Raw genomic sequence first — 22,185 nt, forward strand, 5'->3', positions numbered from 1 at the left:
ATTCACTCTCCAGTTGTCAAGCAACCCTCACCCGCGGGGCTACGACCAGGTTATGGCCGTGCCGGGCCTCGAACGGGCCCACGAGCGCGATCTGTGGACAACTGGTCGCCTGTGGACAACTCAGCGGTGCAAGGGCAACCGATCGCCGAGACCGTCCGGGACCGCGATGCGGCCGAAGCCCGACAAGGCGACCTCGGCGTCACCGAGTTCGGCGGGCATGCGCTCCCCCGCGATCGCGTCGACCGTCTGACGGGCCAGGCGCAACGCGGCCGCAGCGGGGTCGCCGACGTCGATGTCGAGGTGGTGCACCGCGACCTCCACCGCCCAGGTGGCCAGGAAGTCACCGGTGCTCAGCACGTGCCCCTGGAACCGCACGGCGCCATCCGCCATCGCCCCGACGGCCGTGCGCAGGCCGAGCACCGTCGGGCGCAGGTGCGCGACCAGGCCCGTGGGCCTGCGGTAGGCGGCGGCGAGGCGGCGGGCGAACACCAGGCCGTCCAGGTCGTCGGCGGCGGGATCACTGCGTGGTGGCGTGGCCCGCCAGTACGTCGCCGCGTCGGTGTCGGGCGCCTCGTGCGTGGTCTGCAGGGTGCCGAGCAGCATCTCCTGCAGGCCGAGGTGCAGGTGCGCGAGCACGTCACACACGAGCCAGCCGTGGCACCGGCTCGGCGCCAGCGCGCGGTCGTCGGTCAACGCGTCGAGCGCATCGGCCAGGGCGTCCAGCGCCGCGATCAGCCCGGCCTGGCCGGTCGCGTGGTCAACCCGCATCGCCTCCTCCTCGCCGACACCTTAACGAGAACCGCCGCCGCTCCGACGGGCCTGGCGGGAAACGCCGGGCTGGTGGTGGTCGACGTCAACCCAAGGGGACAACCGAACGGAGCCACTCCTATGTCGACGATCACCACCAACGACGGCACCGAGATCTTCTACAAGGACTGGGGCAGCGGGCAGCCCGTCGTCTTCAGCCACGGCTGGCCGCTGTCGTCGGACGACTGGGACGCGCAGATGCTGTTCTTCGTACAGAACGGCTTCCGCGTCGTCGCGCACGACCGGCGGGGGCACGGCCGCTCGGCCCAGGTCGGCGAGGGCCACGACATGGACCACTACGCCGACGACCTGGCCGCGGTGACCGAACACCTCGACCTGCACGACGCCGTCCACGTCGGACACTCCACCGGCGGCGGCGAAGTCGTGCGCTACCTCGCCCGCCACGGCGAGTCCCGGGCCGCCAAGGCCGTCCTCATCGCCGCCGTCCCGCCGCTGATGGTGCAGACCGACGCCAACCCCGGTGGCCTGCCCAAGAGCGTCTTCGACGACTTCCGGGCCCAGCTCGCCGCCAACCGCTCCGAGTTCTACCTCGCCGTGGCGTCCGGCCCGTTCTACGGTTTCAACCGGCCCGGGGTCGAGAAGCGCGAAGCGCTGATCCGCAACTGGTGGCGCCAGGGCATGGAAGGCGGCGCGAAGGCCCACTACGACGGCATCGCCGCGTTCTCCGAGACCGATTTCACCGAGGACCTCAAGCAGATCACCGTGCCGACGCTGGTCATGCACGGCGACGACGACCAGGTCGTCCCTTACGCCGACTCCGGCCCGCTCTCGGCCGAACTGCTGCGCAACGGCACCCTCAAGACTTACGAGGGTTTCCCGCACGGCATGCCGACCACCGAGGCCGAGACGATCAACGCCGACCTGCTCGAGTTCATCCGGTCCTGAGCGTCGCCGCGAGCCGGCCGGTCACGAGCGGACCGGCCGGCTCGGATGGGCGAGGTCGAAACAGAACAACGGTCAAGGAGTCGTGATCGACGGTCCGGCGCCGAGCGGTGTGAGCGAATAACCGGCAACGTGCAACCAACCGCGGTCCGTAGTCGTGGGGTGGGATGACAACTCCGGCTGGAAGGACCCATCGCATGCGACGAACGAGATCCCGCCTGCTCCTGCTGGCGGCGACCGCGTTGCTCAGCACCGGCCTGGCCGCGGCGGCCGTGCCCACGGCACAGGCCACGCCCGCGCCTCTGGGACACAGCGCCGGCCCGGTGGGCACGATCACCCTGGTCACGGGCGACCAGGTCCGCTTCACCCGGCAAGGCGACACCGTGCGGGTGCTCGACGCGAAGGCGGCCCGGCACCGCGAGTCGATCCGGTTCGCGCGCTTCACCTTGAACGCCGACGAGTACGTGGTCCCGGTGGACGCGCTCGGCGCGTTCAACTCGGGCCGGCTCGACCACCGGCTCTTCGACGTCACCACCCTGGTCCGGCAAGGCATGGACGACCAGCACACCGACCGGGTGAAGGTGATCGTCACCGGCGCGAGCGGGCGCACGCCGAGGGTGGCGGTGCCCCGTGGCGCGCAGGTGACCAGGGACGTGCCGCGTCTGGGCGTGCGTGCCCTCGCGGCGAAGAAAGCCGACGCGACCGCGTTGTGGCGCGAGCTCACCGGCGAGCATGCGGGCGCACCGCGCGCCGCCGTGCCGTCGGGTCAGAAGATCTGGCTGGACGGCTCCGTGCGCTCGTCGCTCGACCAGAGCGTGCCGTTGATCGGCGCGCCGCAGGCATGGCAGGCCGGCTACACCGGTCAGGGCGTGAAGGTCGCGGTGCTGGACACCGGCATCCACGGTGACCACCCGGATCTGCGGGGCAAGGTCGTCGCCACGCAGAACTTCTCGGGCACCCCGGACGCCGACGACCACGCGGGGCACGGCACGCACGTGGCCTCGACGATCACCGGCTCCGGCGCCGCGTCGGGCGGGCGTTACAAGGGCGTCGCGCCGGGTGTGCGGCTGCTCAACGGCAAGGTGCTCGACGACAACGGCTTCGGTGACGAGTCGGGCATCCTCGCCGGGATGGACTGGGCGGTCCAGCAGGGCGCCAAGGTCATCAGCATGAGCCTGGGCGGTGGCCCGAGCGACGGCACTGACGTGCTCTCCGCCGAGGTCGACAAGCTCTCCGCGAGCTCGAACGCGTTGTTCGTGGTGGCCGCGGGCAACTTCGGCGGCACCGCGACGGTGTCCGGTCCGGCGGCGGCCGACTCGGCGCTCGCCGTGGCCAGCACCACCAAGCAGGACGAGCTCAGCTCGTTCTCCAGCAAGGGGCCGCGGCCGGGCAACTTCGGCCTCAAGCCGGAGATCGCCGCGCCCGGCTCGGACATCGTGGCCGCCCGCGCGCCCGGCACCCTGGCGCCGTACGCGGTCGATGCCAACTACGCGAGCATCTCGGGCACGTCGATGGCCACCCCGCACGTGTCCGGCGCGGCCGCGATCCTGGCCAGTGCGCACCCGGACTGGACCGGCCAGCAGCTCAAGGCGGCGTTGATGGACAGCGCGAAGCCGTTGCCCGGCCTGGACGTCTTCGCCGAAGGCGCGGGACGCCTGGACGTGGCGAGCGCGGTCACCCAGCAGGTCCACACGCTCACGCCGGAGCTGAGCGTCGGCCAGGTCGGCGACGCCGATCGGCCGGTGGTCCGCCAGGTCGGCTACGCCAACGACAGCAATGCGCCGGTGACGCTGAACCTGAAGCTGACGGCCAAGCGCACCGGCGGAGCAACCGCGCCATCCGGCCTGTTCACTGTGGACACCCACCGGCTCACCGTCCCGGCGCACGGCACCGCCGACGCGACCGTCACGGTGACGCCGGCGACCCGCTCGACCGGGCAGTACGAGGGCACGCTCGTCGCGACCGGCGCGCACCTGCGGCTGATCACCCCGGTGGCCGCCCAGGTGCGGGCGCAGACGCACAAGGTCACCGTGCACGCGGTGCAGCGCAACGGAAAGCCGGCCACCGAATATTCAGCCCTCGTCGCGCTGCAGGACGAGGCCACCGGCACGACGGTCGAGGCCACGTGGTCCGGGGACGGTTTCACCGCCGATGTGCCCGCCGGGACCTACCGCGTGCTCGGCGCGATCGTCGACGACAGCGCCACCTTCACGCCGGACACGATCACCGAGTTCGCCACCCGGCTGACCGTCGGCGCCGCCGACACCAGCACGACGGTCGACGCAGGGCAAGGCAAGGCGGCGACCGCGAGCGTGGACGACCCGACCGCGCGGCCCGAGGACCTGAGCAGCATCTTCGCCATGGCGTCGCGTGTGGACGGCACCGACGAGCAAGGGTTCTTCGTGGTCCAGTCCAACTTCGTCCACCAGTACGTGCTGTCCACGCGGGCGCGCCCGGGCTTGGCGTTCCTGTACCTCGGGACGTGGGGTGTGCCGAACGCGGCCGTGACCGGCATCGGCGGCCCGCGGCCGTACGAGGCGGTGTCGGTGATCGACAACTCCGACGCCGGTTGGCACGGCGACGTCACGGGTCCCCTGGTGGACATCGGCGAGCAGACCGACCCGGCGAAGGTCGGCGACGTGTCGGGCAAGGTGGTCCTGATCAGCCCGCCGACCGACGAATACCCGGGCGAGCCGCCGTCGCAGGAGGCGTTCACCACCCTGCTGACCGCGTTGAAGGCCAAGGGTGCGCGGGTGGTGCTCAGCTTCGACTACATCGAGCGGCTGGACATCCTGCCGGTGCTGCAGGTGTACAACGCCAACGACGTCAAGGCGTTGCGCGACCGGATCGCGGCCGGATACCCGCAGGTGCACGTGGTCGGCCGGGACTACAGCCCGTACGCCTACTTCCTGTACGACACCACGTCAGGTGCCCTGGCTGCGGGCAAGCACTGGCGGTTCGACAAGCGGGCAATGGCCACAGTGGACACCACGTTCCGCACGCCGGACCCGCACCCGCACTTCGATGCCCACCTGATGCACGTGAGCGACCCGAAGCTGGGCGTCGCCGGTGGCTTCGAGCGGCAGTTCCTGATGCCGCAGCACCGGGTGGACTACTACACGCCGGGCGTGCAGTGGTCGTCGTTCACCGGGTTCGCGTTCTCCGACGAGGAGCAGGGCCAGGTCGGCAACGAGGAGGTCGTCCCGGTGACCTACCGGGCCGGGCAGCACCTGACCGGCCGGTGGGCCACCGCGCCGTTCGGGCCGCGGCTGCCCGCGCTCCAGGCGGCCGACCAGGACGGCAAACCGCAGCCGTGGGTGTACCGCCAGGGCGACAAGGTGGTGGTGAACGTGCCCGTGTTCAGCGGCGCCGACCCGACGCACGTCGACCTGGGGCTGCTCTCCGACACCGGCAGCACCACGCTGCTGCGCGACGGCAAGCCGGTGGACACCAGCGACGTGCCCGGCATCGGCCAGTTCGACGTCCCCGCCGCCAAGGGTGACTACAAGCTGGTCGTCGACGGCACCCGCACCGCGACGAGCTGGCCGTTGTCGCCGAAGGTGCACGCCGAGTGGACCTTCGGCTCGGCGAGCACGCGCCCGGACCGGCGCAGCGCGGTGGACCTGCTGGACCTCGGGTTCGGCCTGCCGCTGGACCGGTTCGACGCGGCGCCGGCCGCTGGCCCGGTCAACGGCCGCGTCGTCGTGACCCACCAGGACGGCGCCGCGCAGCCGGGCATCAGGCAGGTCACCGTCGACGTCTCCTACGACGACGGCGGGACCTGGCGGCCGGCCACCGTCGCCCGGCACGGCGGCCAGTGGACGGTCAGCATCCCGGCGGGCGGCAGCGCGGGCGGCTTCGCCACCGTGCGGGCGAGCGCCACCGACACCCGGGGCAACACCGTGTCGGAGACGCTCACCCGCGCGTACGCGTTGAGTTAGGCGCTTCGCGGGCCGTGCGTCGCCTCCGTGGCGCACGGCCCGCACCGGCGTCGCGGTCAGCGCTGGCTGACCGGCAGCGACCGCGGCAGGCCGAAGCGCGTCAACACGCCCTTCTCGAACGCGGTCATGGCGCTGATCCGCGCACCGGCGAGCGTGAGCACGTACAACCCGGTCCCGTGGCCGATGCCGTCGGCACCACGCAGGTAGGCCCCGAACGCCGGTTGCCCGTTGGCCCGGGTCGGCACCAGGTCGAACCGGCGCCCGGCGCCGAAAATGCGGCCGCAGAACGCGGCGGCCGGCTCCCGGCCCACGTACTCGAAGGGCACCGGCGGCATCGAGATGAAGACGTCGTCGGTCAGCAGGTCCACCAGGGCGTCGAGGTCCGCGGCTTCCCAGGCCCGGGCGAACCGCGCCACCACCGCATCCTCGGCGACCCGGCTCGGCGTCGGCTGCCGGGCCAGCGTCGCGCGGGCCCGTTTGAGGGCGCTGGTCACCGAGTCGACCGTGGCGTCAAGCATGTCGGCGACCTCGTCGGCGTGGAAGCCGAGCACGTCACGCAGCACCAGCACCGCGACCTGGCGCGGCGGCAACGTCTGCAACGCGGTGATGAACGCCAGCGAGATCGACTCGGCCTGCTCGAACCGGGCTTCCGGGCCGAGCGGTACGTCGAGCAGGGCGTCCGGGAACGGTTCCAGCCAGACGACCTCGCCGAGCCGGGTCGGCTCCGGCGGGTCGACCTGCGGGATGCTCCACTCCTTGGCCTGGCGGCGGCTCGACGCGCGGCGCGCGTTCAGGCACCGGTTGGTGGCGATCCGGTACAGCCACGTGCGGATCGAGGACCGCTGCTCGAACCCGCCGATGGCCCGCCACGCGTCCAGCAGGGTGTCCTGCAAGGCGTCCTCGGCGTCCTGCAGCGAGCCGAGCATCCGGTAGCAGTGCACCAGCAACTCCGTGCGGTGCGGCTGGACCAGCGCGCGGAACGCCTCGCCGTCGCCGGCCCGCGCCTTCGACAGCAGCTCAGTGAGTTCCATGGTCGCCTCCTCACCCGGTATGGACACCGGCCGGACCACGAACTGGGCGCCCAGTTCGCGATCAGGCCGGTGTCTACCCGGGGTGACAGTTTCGACCATGGAAGGAGAAGACGATGGGCAAGATCGTCGCCTTCGAGAACGTGTCGCTCGACGGCACCACCCAGGACGCCACCGGTGAGGAGGGCTTCTGCAGCACCGACTGGCGTGACACGCTCGCCCCGGCCGACCGCGAAGCCTGGAGCAAGCTCATCCTCGAGGACGCGCTCGGCGCGCGGGCCTTGCTGATGGGCAGGCGTTCCTACGAGTTCTTCGCCACCCGGTATCCGTCACGAACCAGCCCGTTGGCGGACGCGATGAACAGCATGCCCAAGTACGTCGTCTCCAGCACGCTCGAGGATCCCGGCTGGGCCAACTCGACCGTGCTGCGCGGCGACCCGATGACCGAGGTGACCAAGCTGAAGGAAGCGGTCGACGGCGAGATCCGCGTCTACGCCAGCGCGCACCTGCTGCACACCTTGCTCGACCACGACCTCGTGGACGAGCTGCGGCTGGCCGTGTTCCCGCTCCTGATGGGTGGCGGTGCCCGGTTCTTCGACCAGCAAAGCAACCCGAAGCCGTTGCACCCCAAGCAATTGCGCCTGGTCGAGAGCCGTACGGTCGGCGACGCCCTCCTCCACCTGACCTACCGGCCGGCCCCACGGTGAGCCCTGGTCAGCAGTGGTGGCCCGGGCGCGGCAGGTCCAGGGCCGGGTTGGCGGCGAAGAAGGCCACCGGTTTGAGGTGGAAGCCCACCTTGGACACCGGCATCACCGGCCAGTCCTCCGGCCGCGGCACGTGGTTCGCCCCGAACGTGTACCAGACCACGACGTCGGTGTCCTCGAGCGGTCGATCGGCCTGGGCGTACACCGCGAGCCCGTCGTCGTGGGGGCGCTGGTTGGGGTAGTCCCCGGAGGCGTAGCGCTGGGCGGGGTCGTAGGCCGTGACCCACAGGTGCCGGTAGGCGAACCCGGCCCGCCTGCTGGTCTGCGACCCGTCCTGCGCCAACGGGAGGATGTTCTCCCCCGGCGCCAGCTTGTACCCGACCGGGCGGCCGGTGTGGTGGCGCACGGACGGGTTCACCACCGTCCAATAGCGACCGGCGAGCGGGTCGACGATCCGCTGTGCCTCGCTCTCGCGGGCCAGCAACCTGGGCCGTGCCGCGAAAGCGTTGTGGTGCGCGGTACCGGGCACGGCGACGGTGTCCACTTCGTACACGCTGTTGCGCTCGCCGTCGACGGTCATGTCCAGGCGCATGTTGAAGAAGTGCTGGTGGTTCGGTGCGTACAGGCCGGGAGCCAGCGCGGTGCCGAAGGCCGGTTCGTCGCCCTCGAACGCGCCGGTCGACACGATCCCGGTCAGCTTGACCTCGAACTCGATCGTGCCGTCGACGTAGAAGTACCAGAAGAAGCCGTAGTCGTAGTTGTTCGCCGTCGCCCAGCAGGACACGACGAGGCGACGCTGGCGGCGTGTCTCCACGTGACCGAGGTTGCCGTCGGTGTGCTTCCAGACGATGTTGTCGTCCTCTTCGTGGATGCAGATGGCGTTGGGCAGCGTGACCGGCGCGCCGTCGTCGTCGCACATCACGACGTCCAGGTAGCGGATCTCGCCCAGGCAGTCGCAGCCGAGCGCGAGCGAGTTCAGCCACGGCCCGATGCCGCCTTCGCCGATGTCGAAGGCGTTCTTCACCCGCTGCGACGGGTTCGGGTCGCCGTAGGGCACGTACAGCTCGGACATCGACGCCCGGTACAGGATCGGCCGCACCCGGCCGTCGTCGACGTAGCCGACCTGGTGCAGCACAAGGCCTTCGCGCATCGTGTAGCCGATGTTCATGCGCCACTTCTGCCAGCGCAGCTCGTGGTCGTCGATGGTGAAGCTGGGCCCGTGCGGCTGGGTGATCTCCACCGGCCGCAGGTCGTCGCGCACAGCGGCGAACGCCGGCACGTTGTCCGGGTAGCCGTCGATCTCGCCGGTGACCAACTCCGGGATGTAGTTGCCGTGCCGCGGCGGCACCGCCACGACGCCGTGGTCGACCAGCTCGACGACCTCCATCCGGTCGATGTCGACCAGGGCCGTCAGCCCCTCGATGGGGTGGGCGTAGCGGTTGTCGAAACGCCCTTGCCGCACGTAGAACTGCGGGCGCATCAGACGCCGGGCCGGGTCCTCCGCCGGGCCCGTGTTGCCCGCGGCCCACAGGTCGATGGCCACCGCGTCGAGGTCGGTGATACCCCGCCGCTGCAAGGCTTCCCGGAAGGCAGGATCGCCGCGAAGCACCTCGTCGGCCGCGGCGAACTCGTCGCGGGAGAAGCCCGGCTGCGCCAGCGGGACCTCGCGCCAGGACACCAGTTCCGCCCGGCTGAGCGAGACGACGGCCTCGATCGTGGTCCGGCTGTCGCGGTCCCGCAGCACCACGAACGCTTCACGCTCGGCCGCCACCCCGTCGAGCACGGCCCGCTTCGACGGCTCGTGCAGCTCGACGCTGAGGAAGCGTACCGTGGCACCGAGTCCCTTGGCGCCCTTGAGGATCGCCGACGTCGCCGCGATCTCGTCGGCGGTGAGGGGTTCGAGGGGGTTGTTCATTTACACCTCATCGATTCGGTGGGCGTAGTCCCAGTGGCCGAGCGGGAACCCGTACAGCGGCGAAGACTCCAGGCGATCGGGCTCGGGTTCTCGGGCGGCGAGGATCTCCACCTCGTGAACAGGGTCAACGAGATCGGTCGTCATCACACCTCCTCCAATCTGCGGTCGGGGTTCCAGTGGCCGAGGAGATCCCGGTAAAGCGGGGACGTCTCCTGCAACGTGCGGTGGTCGCCGACCGCTGCGCCGGTGCCGTCGAGCACCAGCACGCGGCGCGCCCGCAAGGCCGAGCTCACCCGGTGCGCGATCACGATCAGCGTGCCGCCGCGTTCGGCGAACGCCTCCTCGGCTCGGCGCTCGGCGACCGGATCGAGGTGGCAGGTGGCCTCGTCGAGCACCACGACCGGGGCCGGCGAGAGGTAGGCCCGCACCAGCGCGACCTGCTGGCGCTCCCCCGCCGACAGCTCCGCGGGCACCAGCGTCGCACCGACCCCGCCGATGCGGGCCACCAAGGCGTCCGCGCCGACGGCGGTGATGGCGTGGGCCACGCGCTCCGGATCGGCGTCCGGCGCGAGGTAGGTCAGGTTGTCCCACACGCCGCCCGCGAACACATAGGCCTCCTGCGGAATGAGGGTCCGCCCGCGGGCGAGCTGGTCGGCGGGCAGGTCGGCCACCGGCACGCCGCCGAGCAGCACCGCGCCTTCGCCGGGGCGCAGCAGTCCGCAGAGCAGACCGGCCAGGGTCGACTTCCCGATGCCGCTGGGCCCGACGATGGCCAGGTGATCCCCCGGCGGCACGACGAGGTCGAGGTCGCGCAGCACCGGTTCGGCGTGCGGGCCGTAGGCGAAGGTGAGGCCACGCACGGCGAGTTCGTCGCCTTGGCCGGCGTGCGCGCGGGGTTCGGGTTCGGACGGGAGTTCGGCGGCGTCGAGGATGCGCCCGAGCGTGACGGCGTAGCGCAGGCCGCTGCCGCCGACCGCGGTCATGAGGTTGCGCAGCACCGGCTGGAGTCCGATGAGGACGTAGGTGAGCCCGCCCATCACCGCGCCCGCGGTGAGCCCCCGGCTGACCAGCCAGGGACCCGCGACGAGCAGGACGACCAGCGGCACCCAGCCGCCGAGGGCCAGGCAGAGGCTGCGCACGGCGGCGACCGTGGCGATCGCGCGCTCGGCGTCGGCCTGCGCCTCGATCGGCCCCTTGGTCATGGCCGCGGCGTGCTCCTCGGCGCCGGTGGCGGCGATGTCGCGGGTTCCGGCCAGCACCGCCCCCGCGGTGACGGCCAGCTGTTCGTCGGCGCGCACGGACCGGCGGAACCGGTCGGCCGCCATCCCCAGCGTGGCGAGGAAAGCGCCGAGCCCCAACAGGAACGGCGGCAGCAGCAACGCCACGATCACCGGATCGACCGACAGCATGCCGATGACAACCCCGATGACCGTGACCAGGAATCCACGCAGCACCACGATGAGCCCGGCGTAGGTGTCCCGGACGATCTCGACCTGGTGGGTGAGGCGGGCGATGGCGCCGTCGTCGGCCTTCCCGCGCACGGCATGACCGAGCGCCCCACCGACGACCTTGCGCACGAGCAGGTCCCGGAACGGTTCGACGAGCCCGCCGAGCAGCCGGTACACCTGCCGCGACCCGATGGCGCCCAGGCCGGCGGCGACGAGCAACAACGCCAGCCAGCCGAGCCCGACGGCCGGGCGGTCGGCGAGGAACCCGGAGTCGACGGCGTGCGCGACGGCGAGACCGGAGAGCGACGCGGGCAGCGCTTCTGGCACCGACCAGAGCAGCAACGCCACGGCCGGCTTGCGGGGCATGGCGGCGACGCCGAAGGCGATCTCGCGCTTCACCCGAACACCTCCCGGTACTCGGGTCGTTCCCACAACCGGTCGTGGGTGCCGGTGGCGACCACCTTGCCTTCGGCCAGCCACACGACCAGGTCCGCACGCGCCGCGGTCGCCGCCCGGTGGGTCACGATCAGGCGCGTCCGGCCGCCGTGGTCGTCGGTGAGCGTGCGGGCGATCTGCATCTCGGTGACCATGTCCACGCTGGACGTCGCGTCGTCGAGGACTAGCAAGCGCTGGGCGGGCCACGCGCGGGCGAGGCCCAGGCGCTGGTATTCCCCGCCCGACATGGGCGCCTCGGCCAACGGCGTCGCGTAGCCCTCGGGCAGGCGCGACACGAACTCGTGTGCGTGCGTCGCTCGGGCCGCCGCCCGCACGTCGACCGAACGGCCCACGTCGACGGCGTCCCCGATCGACGCGCCGACCAGCACCGGGCGCTCGAACGCACAGCCGACCGCCGCGCGCAACGCCGCGTGATCCAGCTCCGCCAAGGCAACGCCGTCGAGCAGCACCTCGCCCTCGTCCGGCGAACGCAACCGCGCGGCCACCTCGGCCAGCACCGACTTGCCCGCGCCGGACGCCCCGACCACGGCAACCGCACACCCGCCCGGCACCTGCAGGGAAACGTCGTCCAGCAACACCGCGTCGGCGGCCCGCACGGTCACCGACCGCAGCTCCAAGGCCCCGGGACCGTCCGGCAACGAAGCCGTGCCGTAGGAGACGGGCGTGGTGTCGAGCACCTCGCTGACCCGCCGCACCCCGGCCTTGGCTCGCGCCAAACGGCTGAACACACCGGTCAACGCACCGAGGCCGCCGCCGATCACCGCGTACTGGCTCGCCGCGAACAGCTCACCCGGCGTGATCCGGTTGCGCAGCAACTCGATGCCGCCGGTGGCGAGCACGGCCACCAGCACGAGCGGACCGACCAGCGTGGCCTGTGCACTCGAGCGCGCCATGATCCGCCAGGTCCCGATGCCGTGCTCGTGCAGCCGCGGCAACTCCGTGAGCACCCGCTGCTGCTCCGCTTCGACCGTCCCGGCGGCGGCGATCGTGCGGGCCCCCGCGAGCGACTCGGCCAGCCGGGCCGCGATCGTGCCCTGCGTCTGCTGGTAGGCGACCATCGCCTCGGCACTGCGCAACGCGAAGGTCCGCAACACCCCGGCCACCAAAGCAAGTCCCGCCAGCAAGGCCAGCGCGAGCCAGGGATCGATCCACGCCAGCAACACCAGGCTGCCGACCGGCGGCAGCGCGGCCGCCACCGTGGTCACCACGGCCGGTCCCGCCTGTGCGGCCTCGACGGCGTTGCCGGACACGCGCGTCACCAGGTCACCGGTCTCGAACCGGCTCGAGCGGGCCGGGCCGACGGCGAACACGTGCCGCACCACCCGATCCCGCAGCCACGCGGTCGTCCCGGCCACGCACGCCGTACCCGCATAGGCGTCGACCACGTCGAACACGACGCTGATGACGATCAGGACCCCGGCGGCCACGATCCAGCTGCCGCTGCCGTGCCCGGCGACCAGGGCGTCGACCGCGTGGCCCAGCACGGTGGGCAGGGCAAGCGTGCCGAGGCTGCCGACCAGGCCGGCGAGCCCGATCAGGGGCAGCCAGCCACCGCCACGCCGGACCACGTCGCCGAAGGTGATCATGCGACGTCCAGCCCGGTGTGGGTGGCGAGGAACGCCAACATGTCGCCCGCCAGCGCGACCGCGCGGGTCGCCGGGCTCGCGCCGTGCCCGACGTCCGGCTCGTGGCGGAGCAACACCGGCCGCCCGCTCGTGCTCGCCCACTGCAGGGCCGCGCACATCTTGCGGGCGTGCATCGGGTCGACCCGCGTGTCGCCACCGAACGTCGTGAACAACACCGCCGGGTACGCGACGCCCTCGCGCACCCGGTGGTACGGCGAATACCCCAGCAGCCAGGCCAGTTGTTCCGGATCGGCCGCCGTCCCGTACTCCTCGCGCCATTGCGGGCCGAGGCCGAACTGCTCGTAGCGCACCATGTCGAGCACCGGCGCCGAGCAGACCGCGGCAGCGAACAACTCCGGTCGCTGGGTCAACGCCCCCGCGACCAGCAGGCCACCGTTGGACTCACCGCAGATGCCCAGCCGCGACGGCGTGGTCCACCGCTCGGCGATCAGGTGCTCGGCCACGGCCACGAAGTCGTCGAAGACGTTCTGCTTGCGGTCGAGCATCCCGTCGCGGTGCCACTGCTCGCCTTCCTCGCCGCCACCACGCACCTGCGCGGAGGCGAACACGCCACCCGCTTCGACCCAGGCGAGGATGTAACTGGAGTACGACGGCGTGAGCGGGACGCCGAAACCCCCGTAGCCGTAGAGGATCGTGGGTCTGGGCCCGGTGCCCGGCTTCGCGAGCACCACGACGCGGATCGGCGTGCCGTCCGGCGAGGTCGCGGTGAGCTGGCGGCTGGTCACCTCCGGCACGTCCACGCCGGGCGTGCCCGCCCAGAGCGTCGTGCGGTGCAGCGCGGCGTCGTAGCGGTACACCGCGCCAGGGGTCACGCTGTCGGTGTAGCTGAACCACGCCTCGTGCCCGCTGGTCGACACCGATCCCAGCGAACCGGCACCGGGCAGTGGCACGTCGCCGATCCGGGCGCCGGTGGCCAGTGCGTGCAGGCTCATCTCGCCGACGGCGTGCCGGATCCGGCTCACCAGGAGCATCGGTCGTGGGTCGTCGAGCACCGCCAGGTCGCTGATCACCGCCTCGGGGTCCTCTGGGATCAGCTCGCGCCAGTGCGACGGCGTCGACGGATCGGCCACGCAGACGCGCCCTCGCGGCGCCCCGTGGTCGGTGAAGACGTACAGCAGACCGTCGTGCACCATCGCGACCGCGCGACTGTCCGGTCCTTCGTGGACGGTCGCGACGCCGCCCGCGACGAGGTCGGCGAGCCACAGCCCGGTGCCCTCGGCGATCACCAGCCAGCGGCCGTCCTCGCTCAGGTCCAGACCGAACGACCCGGTGCGGTCGAGCAACGCGACATCCTGCTCGACGGGTGTGCCGACGCGGTGCCGCCAGACCCGGCGTTCGCGCACATAGCAGAAGAACTCGGCGCCGGGGAACCAGGCGACCGGCGAGTACCGGCACCCGTGGACGGGCCCGTCGAGCACGGCGCCCGACTCGACGTCGAGCACGTGCAGCACGGAGTTCTCCGTGCCCCCATGGGAAATCTGGAACGCCAGCCGCGTTCCGTCGAGGCTGGGCTGCCAAGCGTCCAGCGCGACCAGCCCGTCGCTGTCGAACGAGGCCGGGTCGACGAGCCGACGCGCTGCACCGTCCGCACCGTCCGCACCGTCCGAATCGGACACATGAAGAACCGGGTGTTCCTGGCCCGGTTCCTGCCGCAGGAAGAACTGCCGTCCCCCGCGCCACACCGGTGCCGTCACCACGCCGGTCGCGCTCAGCCGCGCGACCTCGTGGTGCAGTCGTTCCCGGCCGGGCAACGCGGCGGCGTGGGTGCGCCAGCGCTCGTCCTCCGCGTCGAGCCAGCGGCGGGTCTGCTCGCTGGTCGCGTCCTCGAGCCACCGGTAGGGATCGGGCACCCGGTGGCCGTGCAGTTCGTCGACGATCGGCTGACGTTCGGCGAGGTCTTCGGGTTTGGCGAGTCGCTGCGGCGCCACGGCCGCTCCTTCCACGGGCGTGGGTCCTGGGCGGTCGCGAGGACCGCCCAGGACCCTGGAACGTGATCAGCCTCAGTGGCAGAGCGCCAGGCTGATGTTGCTCGGCGTCTGGGACGCGCAGCCCAGAACAGTCAGCGTGGAGCCGCCACCGCCGCCCTTGCCGCCAGGAGCCTCCAGACCCTGCAGGTCGAGAAGTGCCATGTGTGTTACACCTCCTTCGAGTGGTCGTCACTGAACGAATGCCTTGGGGCATCCGGGTTCTTGGGGTCCGCCAGGAACGGCAGCCGCACGGGTTCGTCGTGCAGCACCGCGCCGAGCGCGAACAGCACGCCCGCGGTTCCGGTCGCGAAGTCCATGGACAGGCGCAGCAGCTGGTTTCCCGGGAACGCCAGGCCGTCGCCATAGGGCACCGCGTGCCAGCACAGCCCGCGCACCAACATGTCCACGGCGGAAGGTTCGGCGCACAGCAGCATCCCGGCCCGGCCGGTGTAGAGGCCGGACTGCACGAAGTACGAGCTGCGGGTCACCCCACGCAACCGGGTCAGCGCCTCGGCCAGCTCGTCGTCGGCGCGGTGGGCCAGGTACCGGGCCAGGACCAAGGCGATGCCGACCGAGCCCTCGTCCAGGTACGGCAGCGTGCGCCAGCCCTGGTCGACCTGCAGCGTGCCGTCCTCGGGGCGCATGCACCGGCGGAGGTCCTGGCGCAGCGCCACCTCCGCGCGGTCGAGCAGGTTCGAGTCGCCGGTCTGCTCGTAGGCGTGCAGGAAGAGCAGCGCCGGTCCCGACGAGCCGAACATCAACCCGGCCCTCGGGTGGTCGCCACCGCTGATCTCCGGCATGTCGGTCACACCGCCGAGCCGGTCGGCGACCTGGTCGACCGCGCGCATGGCGGGCTCGATCCCCACGTCGTCGCGGAAGTGCAGCAGGTTCAGCCCCATGCCGGCCAGCCCGTTGTGCAGGCCGAGCTCGGTGGCGTCCACCGGCATGGCCAGGCAGCGCTCGACCAGCTGCAGCGCGTCCTGGTGGTGCCCCAGCTCGGCGAGCACGTAGGCCACGCCGTGCAGGCCGTTGTAGAAGCCGGCGGGGGTGTTGTCGGCCGGGGCCAGCGCGTGTTTGCGCAGCCAGTCCTCGTGTTCGGGGAAGCGGCCCGCACCGGTGGCGGCAAGGGCGTACAGCACACCGGACGCGCCGTGCGCGATGCCGATGCCGCCACCGGGCAGGAACTGCGCGACGTCGCCGGGGAACAGGCGGTCGTCGCGGTCGGGCGTGGCCGCGGCGAGGATCGAGGTTCGCAGCGCGGCACGCACGTCGTCCCAGGTGGACACGCCGGGCAGGGGTAGTTCGGCCATCCGGCTCGGCTTGGCCGGCGCGTCGCCTTCGATGGTGCGCACGGCCTCGTCCAGCGCACCGGGCGGCAACGGGAAGACCTCGGCGGCGTATTCGGCGATCTGCCGGGCCTTGCCGGGGTCGAACGGCGCCGTGATGGTGGCCTGCGGCGCGAACATGCCGAGGTACATGCAGGCCAGCGCGTACCGGTCCACGTCGACGCCGAGCCGGTCGGCCGGCGCGGTGAACGCCGGGTGGGCCAGCGTCGAGCGGGCGTGGTCCTCGACGAGCGTGGCCACCTCGAAGTCGATCAGTGCCAGCCGGCCCTCGGCGGTGACCAGGATGTTCTCCGGGTGCAGGTCGTTGAAGACGACGCCGCGCCCGTGCAGCGCGTCGACCGCCGAGGCGACCTTGCCCAGCATGCCCAGCGCCCAGTCGACGTACTCGGCCAGCTCCTCCGGGCTCGGATCGGGGTGGGTCAACGGGTAGCGGTGCACCAGCAGGCGCTGCAGCGGGTTGCCGTCGACGAACTCCTCGACGAGGAAGTGGTGCTCCCCCAGTTCGAAGCGGTCGAGCACCGCGGGCACGACGTCGAGCCCGGCAAGGCGGGTCAGGACGTCGTACTCGTGCCCGATGCGGGTCACGGCGTCACGCCCGGCCACGTCGAGACCCGCGTGCGGTCTGCCTTCCTTGAGCACGACCCGCTCGCCGCTGCGGTTGTCCCGGCCGAGGTAGACGCCACCGCCGTTGGAGAACTGCATGGCGCTCTCGATGGTGTACGGCAGGTCCGTCGTGGTGACCGCCGCGCGCGCCGCCAGGTGCGGCTCGAGGAAGGCGGGCAGCGGGATCCACGGCGGCAGCGCGAAGGTCGGGCCGCGCACGTCGGGCACGAGCGTGCCGTCGGCGTCTTCGATGGCGAGCACACGCTCGCCGTTGCCCGCCACGCAGAACCGTTCGGTGAAGCCGCCGTACCGCACGTACAACGGGCCGTCGCCGTAGCGCAGGTCGCTGAGGATGTAGGGCCCGACAACCCCGCGGAGCAGCGCGTCCAGTTCCGCCAGCACGGCCTCGAAGCGCTCGTCGGAAAGTGGATAAATAGTGGCCAGCTTGCCACTCGAGCCGCGGAACGCCGATTTCGCGTTGAACATCACGGCGACATTTCGGCTGCGTAGGTATTTGAACGGTAAACCACGTGCCACGCAGAAGTCCCAGACCGTCTCGAGCACCCGCTCGGCGTCGGCGAGGCAGGACGAAACGTGGATCTTCCACCCCTGTGTCGGCACCACCGCGTCACTGGGTGCGTAGTACATCCAAGTATCGCTCGGCTCATGCGCCCAACCGTGCGGAACCGTGCGCCCCGTCACCGGGAAATCGGTGTCTTCACTGGGATGCCGGGTCGGCTTGTCGTAGAACAGCCGATCGGCGAGGCAGTAGACCTCGTAGCCCGCCTCGTCGTTCACCGTCATCCGGTTCCGCCTGTTCGCGCCGCAGTTTCGTGGTCGCTCGGAACGTTAGGAAGCGGGTGTTCCAGCAGCCTTAGCGTTGCCTTAAGGCCAGGTCAAGACGAATTAATCGGGCCAGGCTGCTCCATTCGTGGGACGGGCCGCCGTTTGGGGGAATATCGTTCTCGGGTGGTAACAGATCATTTTGCGCGGCCGACTGGCCTTGCGGGTCGGGCACCCGCTTGACGGAGGACGCACTCATGGGCATGCGGTGTACCCACAGCTCCACCGACGCGCTCATCGAGGCCACGACGCGGCACCGGATACTCGCGGTGACCGCCGTCGCCGGCTGGGGGAAAACGACGGCGGTCGCATTGTGGGCCCGCGCGTGGCGCGCCATTTGGGTGACGGCTCCCGAAGCGGATGCCGATTCCGCGGACTGGTTGTCCTCGGAAGTCCCGGCCGTCGGCGCTCAGGGAAATGACGTCGATGACGTCGTGTTGGTGGTGGACGACCTGCACCACGTCCGGCCGGGCACGCCGAGCGCCCGCTACCTGGAGGACCTGTGCCTGCGCCCGCCCGCCGGGCTGCGCATCGTCCTCGTGTCCCGCGTGGACTTACCCTTCGCCAAGGATGCCTTGCAGCGCAAGGGTTTCCTTGGTGAGGTCGGCGCTCCGGAGCTGGCCCTGGACCTGGCCGCTGTCGTAGACCTATTGCGTACCACGATCGGGCAGGACCCGCCGGCGATCGCGGCCCGGCTCTGGGCCGCGACGGGCGGCTGGCCCGTGGCCGTGCGGCACGCGCTGGACCTGTTGCAGGGCGTCGAACCCGAACGACGGCTCGCCGTGCTGGCCGGGCTCACCCGGCCTGGCACGACGTTCCACCGCTACCTGGCCACGCAGGTCGTCGGCCAGGAAGACCCCGACACCCAGGAGTTGCTCCGCCAGCTGGCCAACGGCGAGGAAGGCGACGTGCCCCTGGACGGGGTGGCCAGGCGTGGCCTGCTCTGGCCGAAGGCCGGTGCGGTGCCGCACTGGCAGTTGCTGCCGCCGCTGGCCCGGTACTTCGAGCGCGACGAGGTGCTGACGGTGCCGAGCCGTACCCGGCTGCACCGCGCCCTGCGGCGCCTGATCGCCGCCGGTGATCACCACGCCTGTGCCGAGCTGCTGGCCGAGCACGGCGACGAGCTGGTGACCGGCGGACACGCGGAAGCGGTGCTCGAAGCGCTGGCGCTGCCCGAAAGCCCGCCCGAAGATGCACGGCTGCACCAGATCCTCGGCACCGCGTTGCAGGTCCGCGGCGAGATGCGTGCCGCCGAGGACCGGTTGCGCCGGGCCGCCGGCGAGCAGACCGAGCTCAGCGCCGAGCTGGGCTGGCGGATGTGCGCGCTCGCGTTCGCCAAGGGCGAGTTGCACGAGCTGCTCGGGCTCGTCGAGCGCGTCCGGTTCGACGCCGGAGACGTCACAGACGCCGCGAGCTCCCTTGCGCAGCTGCGGACGCTGTACTTCGCCGCGTGCGCGCACCGCTCGACCGGCGACGCGCACGGGCTGAAGCTGACCGTCGACCGGGTGCTGCGGCTCCGCGAGCAGTGCCCGGAGCAGGCGGCCGAAACCGCCGAGATGATGGTGCGACACGTGCAGGCGATGCAGTGCACCGTGGAGGCGAACCGGCGTGCGGCCGACGCGCACGGCGCCGCCGCCGTGGCCGCCGCCGAGCAGGCGGGCAACCGGCTGGCCGTGGGCTGGCTGCGCGCGTGCCAGGCGAGCGCGCTGCTCGAACAGGGCGCGCCCGGGCCGGCCAAGGCCGAGGCGGACGCCGTCCTGCGGTTGGCCGAGCGGCTCGAGACCCCGTTCCTCATCGCGCTTGCGCTGACCCTGCGCGGCCGGGCCCAGCTGCGGCTCGGCGCGCTGGATCGAGCGCGGGCCGACCTCACCGCGGCGGCGGAGACGTTCGAAGACCTGGGTTCGCGGTTCCTGGCGTGGCCCCTGTGCGGGCTCGGCGACCTGCACCGCTCGCGCGGGCAGCTCGTGCGGGCGCGCCTGGCCTACGAGGAAGCACTCGAGCTGGCCGAGCCGGGACACGAGGTGCTCGGCCTCGGGGCGGCGTTGATCGGGCTCGCGCGCATCCGGGCCGCCGACGACCCGGCGGTGGCCCGCGCGTACGCCGACCGCGCGGTCGGCCTCGGCGAGCCGCTGCGGATGGTGCCGGCCCACCTGGCCCGCGGCTGGGTCGCCTTGCTTGACGGTGACCGCGAAGGCGCCGCGGCCGATGCGGCCCAGGCGGCCGCGCAGGCCCGCCAGCGCCACGACCAGACCGGTCTGGCCGAGGCGGTCAGCCTGACGGTGCTCGCGGCGCCGGACCCGGCCACCGACTCGGGCATGCTCCGCGAGGCCATCGAGATCTGGCGGGAGACCGGGTGCCGCCCAGAAGGCGCGGCGGCCGGCCTGGTCGCGGCGAGCGTCGGCGTGACGGTGCCGGGTCTGTCGGCCGACGAGGCCGCGGCGACCCTGCGGGCGTGCGGCCTCGACCCGGCCGTGCGCCGCGGCGCCGGCTCGCTCGCCGCGCTGACCGAGGCGCCACGCACGGTCGCGGTGCACGCTCTTGGCGTCTTCCGGGTGATCCGCAACGGCGCCGCCGTGCCGCGCACCGCGTGGCAGTCGCGCAAGGCACGCGACCTGCTGAAGATCCTGGTGTCCCGAGGCCGCCCCGTGCCCCGGGACCAGTTGATGGAACACCTCTGGCCCGACGTCGATCCCACCAAGTCCGGCAACCGCCTGTCGGTGTTGCTCAGCACCGTGCGCGATGTGCTGCAGCCGGTCGAGGGCGGTCCGCAGCCGCTGGCCACCGACGGCACCGCGGTCTGGCTCGACTCGGCGCTGGTGAGCGTCGACGTGGAGGAGTTCCGCAAGGTGGCGACGCGGGCGTTGGACGCACACCGCTCCAACCACCCGGACGCCGTCGACCGCCTGTGCACGGCCGCGAGCATGTACACCGGAGACTTCCTCGAAGACGACCCGTACGCCGACTGGGCGCAGCACGTGACCGAGGAACTGCGCGCGTTGCACCAGGCCGTGCTGCGTGCGTTGATCGACCACCGGCAGGCCCGCGGCGACATCGACGAAGTGGTCCGGCACACCTTGCGCCTGCTCGAGGACGACCCCTACGACGAGCAGGCGCACCTGAACCTGGTCACCGTGCTGCTGGCGGCCGGGCGGATCGGGGAGGCGCACCGCCGGCACGAGATCTACCGGCGGCACATGGCGGAAATGGGGATCGAGCCCCGGCCGATGCCCGCGACCCGGGGCCGCGGCTAGTCCACTGAGGACAGTTGCGGGTACAGCGCGGCAACGCCACCGGAGAGACCGCCCTGGACCTGCCTGCTGAGCTCGTCGGCGATGATCTCGTGTTCGCCGGCCGCGATCCCGTCCAGGGCCAGGCCCGCGACGAGCGCCGGGTCGGTCTGGCCGGACGGATCGATGTGGGCGGCCATGTCGGTGTCCATGTAGCCGACGTGCAGGGCGGCCACGGAGATCTTCTTCTCGGCCAGCTCGACGCGCAGCGCGTTGGTCATCGACCAGGCCGCCGCCTTGCTCGCGCTGTAGGCACCGGAGCCCGGCAGGCTCACCCAGGACAGGACCGACAGCACGTTCAGGATCGTGCCGCCGCCGTTGCCCTCGATGGGGCCGGCGAACGCGCGCGTGACCCGCAGCGTGCCCCAGAAGTTGGTGTCGAAGTCGGCGTGGGCGGCCGTGAGGTCGCCGGTGAGCAGCGATGTCCCGCCGGCCACCCCCGCGTTGTTGATCAGGAGCGTGATGTCACCGGCCTGCTCGACCGCTTCCTCGACCGAGGCTGGATCGGTGAGGTCCAGCCGGAGCGGGGTGACGCCGGGGCGGCGCTCGATCGTCGCCGGGTTGCGCGCCGCCGCGTAGACCTCGGCGCCGCGCGCCAGCAGGCCGTCGACGAACTGCTTGCCCAGCCCGCGGTTCGCGCCGGTGACCAGGGCCTTGACCCCTGTGAACTCCATGACTGCCTCCTGAGTTGGTAATTCCAACCTAGCAGCTGGATTGGATATGGCAAGTCAGAGGTAGGATGAAGAGATGAGGAACACCTCGCCGGCGCAGAGCACCTGCGCCATCGCCCGCACGCTGGCCGCGCTGAACGACCGGTGGAGCTTCCTCGTGCTGCGTGAGGCTTTCTCGGGCGTGACCAAGTTCGGGGAGTTCCGCGAGAACCTGGGCATCGCGTCGGACGTGCTCAGCGCGCGGCTGGCGACCCTCGTCGACTACGGGATCCTGACCAAGGAGCGCTACCAGGAGCCCGGCCAGCGCGCCCGGGACGCCTACTTGCTGACCCCCGCGGGCACCGACCTGAAGGTCGTGCTCGGCGCGTTGCAGCAATGGGGCGACAACCACCTGGCCCGCCCGGAAGGCCCGAGCATCCACCGCGTCGACGCGACCACCGGCGCACCCTTGAACGTCGTCTTCGCCGACGACCAAGGCCACGTGGTCGACAAGGACGAGGCCGCGTTCGTCCGCACCGCCGCCTACCCCAGCGGCGACTGACGCGCTCGCTGTCGGGTACACCGTCGAGAAAGGTTCTTCGAGCAGTCGGGGCGTGCCGCACTGCCTCCAGTCAGGCCAA

General features: G+C 71.7%; 15 protein-coding genes. 5 read left to right on the top strand and 10 right to left on the bottom strand.

What is annotated here, in order from left to right:
* Nucleotides 1-120 precede the first annotated feature (120 nt).
* Nucleotides 121-768 carry a maleylpyruvate isomerase N-terminal domain-containing protein gene (locus EV186_RS10000; RefSeq protein ID WP_133848960.1) on the bottom strand — a complete coding sequence of 216 codons (648 nt, stop codon included), beginning with the start codon at nt 766-768 and terminating at the stop codon, nt 121-123.
* A gap of 120 nt (nt 769-888) precedes the next feature.
* Here EV186_RS10000 and EV186_RS10005 point away from each other — a divergent pair, with 120 nt between their 5' ends.
* Together EV186_RS10005 and EV186_RS10010 are read left to right on the top strand one after the other, a co-directional pair.
* On the top strand, nt 889-1,713 hold the full coding sequence (locus EV186_RS10005; protein WP_133848961.1) for an alpha/beta fold hydrolase: 825 nt from the start codon (nt 889-891) through the stop codon (nt 1,711-1,713).
* Nucleotides 1,714-1,907: 194 nt separating this feature from the next.
* Nucleotides 1,908-5,651: a S8 family peptidase gene (locus EV186_RS10010; RefSeq protein ID WP_166659099.1), complete on the top strand. Its 3,744-nt coding sequence runs from the start codon at nt 1,908-1,910 to the stop codon at nt 5,649-5,651.
* A gap of 56 nt (nt 5,652-5,707) precedes the next feature.
* Here the strand turns inward: EV186_RS10010 and EV186_RS10015 are convergent, their stop codons facing one another.
* Complete coding sequence (locus EV186_RS10015; RefSeq protein WP_133848963.1) at nt 5,708-6,682, bottom strand: sigma-70 family RNA polymerase sigma factor; 975 nt, start codon at nt 6,680-6,682, stop codon at nt 5,708-5,710.
* Between the two features lie 113 nt (nt 6,683-6,795).
* On the opposite strand from EV186_RS10015, the gene EV186_RS10020 reads away from it, so the two are divergent.
* Nucleotides 6,796-7,386, top strand: coding sequence for a dihydrofolate reductase family protein (locus tag EV186_RS10020; RefSeq protein WP_133848964.1), 591 nt, complete (start codon nt 6,796-6,798; stop codon nt 7,384-7,386).
* 7 nt (nt 7,387-7,393) lie between these two features.
* Here EV186_RS10020 and EV186_RS10025 read toward each other — a convergent pair whose 3' ends face one another.
* The 7 genes from EV186_RS10025 to lanKC all read right to left on the bottom strand — a co-directional run bounded on the left by EV186_RS10025 (nt 7,394) and on the right by lanKC (nt 17,568).
* Entirely contained in the window at nt 7,394-9,298 is a 1,905-nt protein-coding gene (locus EV186_RS10025) for a primary-amine oxidase (protein ID WP_133848965.1), read from the bottom strand.
* Nucleotides 9,299-9,442, bottom strand: coding sequence for a hypothetical protein (locus EV186_RS39865; RefSeq protein WP_166659100.1), 144 nt, complete (start codon nt 9,440-9,442; stop codon nt 9,299-9,301). It abuts the gene before it with no gap.
* On the bottom strand, nt 9,442-11,145 hold the full coding sequence (locus EV186_RS10030; protein WP_133848966.1) for an ATP-binding cassette domain-containing protein: 1,704 nt from the start codon (nt 11,143-11,145) through the stop codon (nt 9,442-9,444). Before EV186_RS10030 ends, EV186_RS39865 begins: the two co-directional genes overlap by 1 nt.
* Entirely contained in the window at nt 11,142-12,788 is a 1,647-nt protein-coding gene (locus tag EV186_RS10035; RefSeq protein WP_133848967.1) for an ABC transporter ATP-binding protein, read from the bottom strand. The genes EV186_RS10030 and EV186_RS10035 overlap by 4 nt, the downstream gene beginning before the upstream one ends.
* Entirely contained in the window at nt 12,785-14,776 is a 1,992-nt protein-coding gene (locus tag EV186_RS10040) for a prolyl oligopeptidase family serine peptidase (RefSeq protein WP_133848968.1), read from the bottom strand. The genes EV186_RS10035 and EV186_RS10040 overlap by 4 nt, the downstream gene beginning before the upstream one ends.
* Nucleotides 14,777-14,848: 72 nt before the next feature.
* Nucleotides 14,849-14,977, bottom strand: coding sequence for a SapB/AmfS family lanthipeptide (locus tag EV186_RS10045; protein WP_133848969.1), 129 nt, complete (start codon nt 14,975-14,977; stop codon nt 14,849-14,851).
* 5 nt (nt 14,978-14,982) lie between these two features.
* A complete protein-coding gene (gene lanKC / locus EV186_RS10050; protein WP_133848970.1) occupies nt 14,983-17,568 on the bottom strand; it encodes a class III lanthionine synthetase LanKC in 2,586 nt (861 codons plus the stop codon).
* A 236-nt stretch (nt 17,569-17,804) separates the two neighbouring features.
* Here lanKC and EV186_RS10055 point away from each other — a divergent pair, with 236 nt between their 5' ends.
* Complete coding sequence (locus EV186_RS10055) at nt 17,805-20,858, top strand: BTAD domain-containing putative transcriptional regulator (RefSeq protein ID WP_133848971.1); 3,054 nt, start codon at nt 17,805-17,807, stop codon at nt 20,856-20,858.
* Here the strand turns inward: EV186_RS10055 and EV186_RS10060 are convergent.
* The gene (locus EV186_RS10060; protein WP_133848972.1) at nt 20,855-21,568 is read right to left on the bottom strand and encodes an SDR family oxidoreductase; all 714 of its coding nucleotides are present in this window, start codon (nt 21,566-21,568) and stop codon (nt 20,855-20,857) included. The genes EV186_RS10055 and EV186_RS10060 overlap by 4 nt on opposite strands.
* A gap of 73 nt (nt 21,569-21,641) precedes the next feature.
* Here EV186_RS10060 and EV186_RS10065 point away from each other — a divergent pair, with 73 nt between their 5' ends.
* Entirely contained in the window at nt 21,642-22,106 is a 465-nt protein-coding gene (locus tag EV186_RS10065) for a winged helix-turn-helix transcriptional regulator (RefSeq protein WP_133848973.1), read from the top strand.
* The last annotated feature ends 79 nt before the right edge of the window (nt 22,107-22,185 follow it).

Origin of the sequence: Labedaea rhizosphaerae (genome assembly GCF_004362825.1) — a bacterium.
Lineage (GTDB): Bacteria > Actinomycetota > Actinomycetes > Mycobacteriales > Pseudonocardiaceae > Labedaea > Labedaea rhizosphaerae.

Coding starts and splice junctions, on each gene's coding strand:
- EV186_RS10035 (WP_133848967.1), bottom strand. CDS start 12,788: ATGATCACCTTCGGCGACGTGGTCCGGCGTGGCGGTGGCTGGCTGCCC.
- EV186_RS10020 (WP_133848964.1), top strand. CDS start 6,796: ATGGGCAAGATCGTCGCCTTCGAGAACGTGTCGCTCGACGGCACCACC.
- EV186_RS10000 (WP_133848960.1), bottom strand. CDS start 768: ATGCGGGTTGACCACGCGACCGGCCAGGCCGGGCTGATCGCGGCGCTG.
- EV186_RS10045 (WP_133848969.1), bottom strand. CDS start 14,977: ATGGCACTTCTCGACCTGCAGGGTCTGGAGGCTCCTGGCGGCAAGGGC.
- EV186_RS10015 (WP_133848963.1), bottom strand. CDS start 6,682: ATGGAACTCACTGAGCTGCTGTCGAAGGCGCGGGCCGGCGACGGCGAG.
- EV186_RS10055 (WP_133848971.1), top strand. CDS start 17,805: ATGGGCATGCGGTGTACCCACAGCTCCACCGACGCGCTCATCGAGGCC.
- EV186_RS39865 (WP_166659100.1), bottom strand. CDS start 9,442: ATGACGACCGATCTCGTTGACCCTGTTCACGAGGTGGAGATCCTCGCC.
- lanKC (WP_133848970.1), bottom strand. CDS start 17,568: ATGACGGTGAACGACGAGGCGGGCTACGAGGTCTACTGCCTCGCCGAT.
- EV186_RS10065 (WP_133848973.1), top strand. CDS start 21,642: ATGAGGAACACCTCGCCGGCGCAGAGCACCTGCGCCATCGCCCGCACG.
- EV186_RS10025 (WP_133848965.1), bottom strand. CDS start 9,298: ATGAACAACCCCCTCGAACCCCTCACCGCCGACGAGATCGCGGCGACG.
- EV186_RS10005 (WP_133848961.1), top strand. CDS start 889: ATGTCGACGATCACCACCAACGACGGCACCGAGATCTTCTACAAGGAC.
- EV186_RS10060 (WP_133848972.1), bottom strand. CDS start 21,568: ATGGAGTTCACAGGGGTCAAGGCCCTGGTCACCGGCGCGAACCGCGGG.
- EV186_RS10010 (WP_166659099.1), top strand. CDS start 1,908: ATGCGACGAACGAGATCCCGCCTGCTCCTGCTGGCGGCGACCGCGTTG.